At 47.3% G+C, this 7,437-nt stretch carries 6 protein-coding genes; 5 read left to right on the plus strand and 1 reads right to left on the minus strand.

The window, feature by feature from the left end; genetic code table 11:
* On the plus strand, positions 1 to 664 hold a 664-nt coding region (locus ACWA6V_RS13945; RefSeq protein WP_449523058.1), incomplete at its 5' end, for a DUF72 domain-containing protein.
* 60 nt (positions 665 to 724) lie between these two features.
* Here ACWA6V_RS13945 and ACWA6V_RS13950 read toward each other — a convergent pair.
* Positions 725 to 1,666: an HDOD domain-containing protein gene (locus ACWA6V_RS13950; protein ID WP_449523059.1), complete on the minus strand. Its 942-nt coding sequence runs from the start codon at positions 1,664 to 1,666 to the stop codon at positions 725 to 727.
* 211 nt (positions 1,667 to 1,877) lie between these two features.
* On the opposite strand from ACWA6V_RS13950, the gene ACWA6V_RS13955 reads away from it, so the two are divergent.
* The 4 genes from ACWA6V_RS13955 to ACWA6V_RS13970 form a co-directional block, all read left to right on the plus strand.
* Positions 1,878 to 2,531: a hypothetical protein gene (locus tag ACWA6V_RS13955; RefSeq protein ID WP_449523060.1), complete on the plus strand. Its 654-nt coding sequence runs from the start codon at positions 1,878 to 1,880 to the stop codon at positions 2,529 to 2,531.
* Positions 2,532 to 2,552: 21 nt separating this feature from the next.
* A complete protein-coding gene (locus ACWA6V_RS13960; protein WP_449523061.1) occupies positions 2,553 to 3,962 on the plus strand; it encodes a M12 family metallo-peptidase in 1,410 nt (469 codons plus the stop codon).
* Positions 3,963 to 4,130: 168 nt separating this feature from the next.
* Positions 4,131 to 5,804, plus strand: coding sequence for a hypothetical protein (locus tag ACWA6V_RS13965; protein WP_449523062.1), 1,674 nt, complete (start codon positions 4,131 to 4,133; stop codon positions 5,802 to 5,804).
* A 245-nt stretch (positions 5,805 to 6,049) separates the two neighbouring features.
* The coding region (locus tag ACWA6V_RS13970) for an alkaline phosphatase PhoX (protein WP_449523063.1) at positions 6,050 to 7,437 on the plus strand (1,388 nt) is incomplete at its 3' end.

Raw genomic sequence — 7,437 nt, forward strand, 5'->3', positions numbered from 1 at the left:
TGCCTTGGTGCGCGACGAATCCGGTCGCGGCATGCGACAAAACCCAAATTTTCTCAATGCTGAGCAAGCGGTGCAGATGTTTGTTGAACCGGCATTGGAAGGCTTAGGGCGCAGACTGGGGGCATTGGTATTTCAGATCAGCCCCTTACCCACCGCATGGCTTGGGCGAATGCCGAAATTGATCGATCGATTACACTCTTTGTTAAAAGCCATTCCCGATTTAAAAAGCATTGCGCCTGATGGCGTTGTCGCAGTAGAAGTGCGCGATCCACAATGGTTAACACCACAATTTGTCGATGCACTGCGCGATACCGGCGCAACCTACTGCATGGGCCTGCACGCCAAAATGCCGCACATCACCGAACAACTTCCGATTTTGCGTGCACTCTGGCCGGGGCCATTGGTATGCCGCTGGAATTTAAATCCATTACATGGCGCCTACGGCTATGAAGATGCACAAGCCCTCTACTCGCCTTATGACAAAATGATGGATCCCGATCCGGAAACGCGCGCAGCCCTGGTGCGGGTAATTTCCGGTACCGCAAACGCCGGACAAAATGTTTTTGTTACGCTGAGCAATAAAGCAGAAGGATCGGCGCCGCTTTCCGTGATTGAATTGGCAAGGGCGATTCGGGCGGGCAATCAAAAGAGTGGCAACACATAAACGACGTGTGAAATAAATAAAAACCCGGTACAAAAATGCCGGGTTTTTATTTTTTGAAATCTAGAACAAGCTCTTCGCCACCATACGAATTTCTTGCACGTTGGTCATCACGAACGTGAGGCCACCGGCAACGATTGAGTTGTCTGGCTCTTCCAATTTTTGATAGGCCGTTAATTCCTGAATGGGCGGCAAGTCCGTTTTGGTGTGGGTCAGTTTAAGTGAGTGATACAACCCCAGATTGATCAAATCGCAAAGATTGGCTGGGCCAGGGCTCTCGCCTTTCCAGTTGCCAATTTCCTGCACCACCTTTAGATACTGCTCATCAACCTGCCACTGCTTAAGCGTAATCACGCCGAGTGATTTGGCGTACTCACGGCAGAGCGCTATGTAGGCGGGAACATCCGGTGTTTCTTCACTGTTTTTAAAGGCAGAAAGTACGGCGAGCGTACCTACCTCGCTCAAGAGCGCAGCCATAAGTACATTGTCCGGTAACACATTTTTCAGATGCATATGCTTGGCAATATAAGTGCTCAAGCTCGCCTTTAATGCTAACCGGCGCCAAGCTTCCATAAACAGACGTTTGTGCTTTACCGAGTGCACTGAAAACAAACTTTTGACCGAGTGCACCATGGTAATTCGCTCCACCTGATTCATCCCGAGGAGGCGAATGACATCGAGCAAATTTTGCGGTGGTGTAGGAGTGCCCACCAGCGGGCTGGATGCATATTTCAACAACACGGCAGACAATGCAGGATCTTTGGCCAATAGCTTGCTCAATTCAATCATCGACAGATCTTGCTGACCCATAGCTTTACGAATTTCAAACGTAATAGACGGCAGGCTCGGCAATTGCTCCTTACCGCTTAATAGATCGCCGATCACGCCGCGATACACTGAATAATCTGATTGAACTGCTGTCACGCTGGAATCCATAGCACACACATTGGTAATTAGAGAGTATTTGCCGCCAAGCGTAGCAGATTTGCCCGCAGGGGTAATCATTGTATTCACTCAACTTAATCTCACCCGCCAGATTACCTAACAACCACAGTGACAGCCAATCTCCGCTAACCCCTATTTAAAATCCTTAAAGGGAGGAGGCGACTTTTTTGCTTAATATATAAGCAATTAATATAAACGTCACAGACATCAGGCACATTGGGAATGATTGGTGATATGACTTGGATTAAATCCAGATTAAGGGACACACGGAATGCGGAAGGCGTATTTTCTGATTGGCACTATCTGTTTGGCCTGCGTGACGGCCTTTATAAGTGCGCGATATGTAGGGTTAGCTCCTGCAGAGGATAAGATTCAAAACAGCGCAACCGCGCGCGCTCACACCCAATTGACCGCCGCCCAGCCACCGGAAAAGCATCCAAAGGCACAGACTACCCCCTCCCAAACTCACTCACCTATCGCGCCCTTGCCACATCATATCGATCAAAGTATCGATACGCCTCCAATGGCTATCACCTCCTCCCTGATTAGTGATAACAGCAGGCCTATTGATGAACAAGAGCTCGCCGAGACAGCTCAAAAACTCATTACATCTGCTGACAGGCTATTTGTAGTAGACATTGATGCCGCACAACTATCTGGGCTAAAACCCAACACCGTTATCAATCTGGATTTACCGCAAATTGGTTTGGTTGATTACATCATCCAGGACATTTCATCGCAAAACGGAATTACCAGTTTATCGGGGCACATCCATGGTGATAGCAATAGCATCCGCGGCATTCACATAAGCTGGAAAGACAATGCCATGTTTGGCTCCATTTCAACACCCCATAACGTGCTTCACCTCGCCACAATCAATAACAAACACTTCCTCTTTATCGCCAACCCGGAACTCACCGATTAATCACAAAAAAGGAGATTCACAATGAAGTTTGTATTTATGTTGCTCTTTGTATTTTTTTCAAACCTGAGTTGGGCACAAAATAAAGTGGATGTACTGGTACTGTATCCCGATACGGTAGCAAATGTTTTAGGCAATAATGTTGCCGTACAGGCTGCAAACTTTATTAACCAAGGTAACTCAGCGTTTACCAAATCCAATATCAATATACAACTCAACCTGCTAGATGCCGTACAAATTAGTGGTTATTCAAATACCGCATGTAATTCATCAGTAGTAAGTAGCCTTGAAACGAATACTGAAGTTACCAATTTACGTCGATTCCACAAACCGCATGTCACTATCTTGCTGTGCGACAACCCGACCAACAATATCGCAGGCAATGCCAACTACCCATCGACCGTCGGGAGCGGCGGCGCTCCCAAAGCACTTGCTGTTGCCTTGTATTCGCATGCATACACTTTTGCGCATGAACTTGGCCATATATTAGGTGTTGGACATGGAAAAATATCCGGCAGTACCACACATACAGGCGTGCCAATTAGCACATCCATGGGGTACGGTGTTGCGGACAATTACAGAGACGTGATGACCTACCCGAATGCATTTGGTAACGCGGTGCAGTATTTATTTTTTTCCAATCCAGCGATAAAAACGTGTATCGGACAAACCAATACCACCTGTGGCACTAATGAATACAATGCGGCAGGTGGTATACCGACTGTTTACACGAATTATGTGAGCAAATACAAAAGCCATTGGACAAACCTACAACCCACCCAGTTAACAACATTTAAGTTTGATATACCCAACCCTATTGGCAGCATGAAAATTGAGATGATATATCCAACCCGCAAGCTAATATGCAACCCATCTTATGCTGCACAAATTTATTCCTGCGAACACAAAACCTTTTCAAGCGGACAACATATTTTCCAAATTACTGGCCAAGGCTCGACATGGAAATATGAAAGCGGCGTTTGCCAAGCTGGCACCGATGCAAGCCAAAAAACCTGTGCTTACAATGTCACCGTAGCAGATCACAATAAAACTATTTTAATGAGCGCAAAATATAACGGGCCACCTTTACCACAAACAACAATCACTTTTAATGCAAATTTTAATATATTGGGCGGTGGCAGCACATCACTCTCCCTGTATGACAATGGATTAAAACTCTGTGAGTTCCGTTATTCATGGAACGAAAGTATCAACACCTGCACCATCACCTTACCGAGATCTAACGCTCGACTCGAATTGCGAGGATCGGTACTGGATCGATTTGAGTGGAGCGATCACATTAATAATAATTACAATAATTATGGTAGTTGTGATCCGCAAGATGACTCCAATTACACACCAAGTTTGTGCAATATTAACAATCTGAATGGAACCCCCATGACTAAAACGTTCTCTGTCTGGGTATATGATTAAAATTCAATTATCAACACAGGCAACAATCATCCTCTGTTGCCTGTATTACTTATCCTCACCCTCTTAACAGCGCGTACAACCGCACACTGCAAGAAAATTGTAATAATCGCTTGTTAGGCTTTGGATCCATTTAAGTGCCATCCAAACCTTACAAGCGGTATTGATTGTATGAAAGAAACATCTCTTCTTATTGTTGTATATGTCTTTTTTTTGCTCGGCATCGCTGGATGCGATACCACTGCGAGCGAATCAAACACCGAAATAGTAAAAAATGAAGCGCCCACCACAGATACGGCAATGGCACTACCGGAAGTTGTTCCCGAACAAAGAGTGACAGTCTCAAACGACATCATTACCAATCTCGAAGCCCCCATCCCCTCGCAGTGCTACACCAAAACGGAGAATCGCCACAACCCCTGCTACACATGTCACCAAATGTATGACCGCAGCAAAGGCGAGTTCCGCATGAATGAGCTGGATGATGGCGGCCTGCAGGGCGCTAATATTATTTCTGGGGACGGCATGAGTAACAACAGGAAGAATCTGCTAGTTGGTCGACAGGATTGGATTAACGGCATCAGCGAAAGCGGAAGTCAAACCTATGTCGATACCGAAAACTACAGCCAACTCCCAAAAGATCTGACCGCTCGCAACTGGAAAGGCTTTATTCCTGATTTGCAAAATTTCCATCAGGCCGCCGCTGCCTTTGATGAGCAAGGCATTGCGAAAGACGGCAGTCACTGGATCGCATTTAATTACAAACCTTTCCCCGGCACATTCTGGCCTACTAATGGTGCGACAGACGATGTAGTCATTCGCCTACCGGCGCAGTTTCGCGAAATCAACGGCCAATACAATGCAGCGATGTATTTTTTAAATTTATCGCTGGTTGAAATAAACATCAAACAACTGGCGAACATCAGTATCGCGCCGCAAGATGAAAAGGAGCTGGGCATTGATTTGGATGGCGATGGCAATCTGGGCCAAGCAGTGCAACTGGTAAAACGCGATCAATATTTGGGCGATGCAGCGCAGGTAACGGTTATCCCCCAACAATATCCGGAAAATACCGAATTCATGCATTCAGTTCGCTACGTAGGTAATGATGAACAGGGCAATATTTTTGTGCCCGCGCGCATGAAAGAACTGCGCTACATGAAAAAAATTCGAGCTCTGGAACAATACGATGTCGCCAGCCGCTACGCGCGTGAACGCAAAGAAAAAAATCTGGAGCAATTGCCCAACTTCAATGATCACGGTGAACTGGGAATGGAAAATGGGTTTGGCTGGATGCTGCAAGGCTATATAGAAGACCACGATGGCAAGTTGCGTCCGCAAACCCATGAAGAAACCTTCTTTTGCATGGGCTGCCACGCCGCAGTCGGCGCCACTATCGACCAAACATTTGCGTTTGCACGCAAAGTCACCGGTGCGCAAGGCTGGGGCTACATCAACTTGAAAGGCATGCTGGATGCACCCAGCGTAAGTGAACCCGGCGGTGAAATTTTGCATTATTTACAGCGCGCAGGTGGCGGCAGTGAATTCCGCGAAAATCCGGAGATGCTCAGCCGCTGGTTTACCGAAAACGGGATTGTCGATACCGAAAAAGTGAAATCCGCCGATGTGTACACACTGATTTCCCCTTCGCGGGAGCGCGCTATGCAGCTGAATAAGGCTTATACCCACATAGTCCGTCACCAAAGTTATATTTATGGGCGCGATGCGACTTGGATGCCCGCAAACAATGTGTTTGAAACCATCGATGAATCTGAACCACCCCTTGCGCCGGAATTTCGTTTTTACAATTGGGATCTTCGTTTGGACTGGAACAGTCCTCAATAGATTAAATGGCAAAATTGAACAAATAAATTAAGCACCGTCGCGAAAGCGGCGGTGCTTTTTTATTTTTACTTGATAAACATCGCGCTAAAACCACACATGGAGACGGCAACGAAAGTTAAATGCATTTGGCGTCAAAAAACCTTCATTTAAATGACATAAATATGTTGTCAAACCTTCATAAAGCACCCCTAGGCTTCAGTCCTCGAAAGCAAACTTTTTAAAGACCAACCTTGGGATCAATAACTATGACCTTCAACAAAAAAATATTAGCCGTGTTAGTTTCATCCACCCTCCTGCTCACTGCCTGCGGCGGAGATGATGGTAAAGACGGTGCAACTGGCCCAGCGGGTGCTAATGGCGCTGCTGGTGCTGCAGGCCCCAAAGGTGATACTGGCGCTACCGGCCCACAAGGTCCAGCAGGAACTAACGGCAGCAATGGCTCTAACGGCAGCAACGGAACCGATGCAACCGCCCCAGCCAAATTAATCCGCCTCGCGACTACCCCAATGGGTTCAGAATTGACCGGTATGTTCAAGACCGACAACGGCGAATTCTTTTTCAATATTCAACACCCATCTGACACATTGCCTGGCGATGAGAAAAAAGCCGCCGTTGGTGTTTGGAATGGCGTAGATTTGGATAATCTTGATCCCAAGATCACCCCGGTTCCAGTTCCAGTGAAAGGCTCTCCAGAATCACAAACGACCAAAGTTGCCGTAGGTAGCTATCAAGCCCTTGGCCGTGAAGGCGATACCTATGCCGGTGCACTGCCTTTCGGTTTCGGCAACATCACCAACCCTGCAGGCAACGTCAGCATCAAGCAATCCAACAACCCCGACTTCAACGCATTCATCCCAAGCAACGCCACCGGCAGCGAAGGCTACCTGTTCAGCGCATGGGAAGATCGTCCGGGTGGTGTAAGCCGTTTGAATATCGCCAAACAAAGCGATGGCACCTGGCGCGTAAACGATGCCATGAACGTCAACTTCGGCAATGTTAAAGGCACCATGATCAACTGCTTTGGTACCGTTTCACCTTGGGGCACTCCGCTGACCTCAGAAGAAAACTACGAAGCTGAAAATTCAGTGCGCTGGAACGACATGACCTACTCCACCGGTTATCCGAACTACGCTGATGTATTGAAGATTAAGGATTACCTGGGCGGCACCTTCCCCAACCCATACGACTACGGCTACATAGTTGAAATCACCCAACCAAAAGCGGCTGCGCCGGTTGCTGTTAAGCATTTCACTCTGGGCCGTTCAGCCCATGAAAACCCGGTGATCATGCCCGACAAGAAAACCGTTTACCTAACCGATGACGGCTCAAACAAAGGCTTCTACAAGTTCGTAGCCGATGTGGCCGGCGATTTGTCAGCAGGTACTCTTTACGCTGCAAAAGTCACTCAAGACGCAACCAACGATACCGCTAAAGCCGGTTTTGATATCGAGTGGATCATGCTGGCACACGCGACCAATGCTCAAATTGAAAGCTGGGTACGCAGCTACGATGGTATCGATGAAACTGATTACGTAGCCGGTTCAACCAACTTCATCACTGATGCTGAAGTTACTACTTGGGCTGCGGGTGGTGCTGTAGACAATCGTGTTGCTTTCCTCGAAACATTACGCGC

It is taken from the genome of Cellvibrio sp. (genome assembly GCF_053579595.1).

Coding starts and splice junctions, on each gene's coding strand:
- ACWA6V_RS13950 (WP_449523059.1), bottom strand. CDS start 1,666: ATGATTACCCCTGCGGGCAAATCTGCTACGCTTGGCGGCAAATACTCT.
- ACWA6V_RS13960 (WP_449523061.1), top strand. CDS start 2,553: ATGAAGTTTGTATTTATGTTGCTCTTTGTATTTTTTTCAAACCTGAGT.
- ACWA6V_RS13965 (WP_449523062.1), top strand. CDS start 4,131: ATGAAAGAAACATCTCTTCTTATTGTTGTATATGTCTTTTTTTTGCTC.
- ACWA6V_RS13955 (WP_449523060.1), top strand. CDS start 1,878: ATGCGGAAGGCGTATTTTCTGATTGGCACTATCTGTTTGGCCTGCGTG.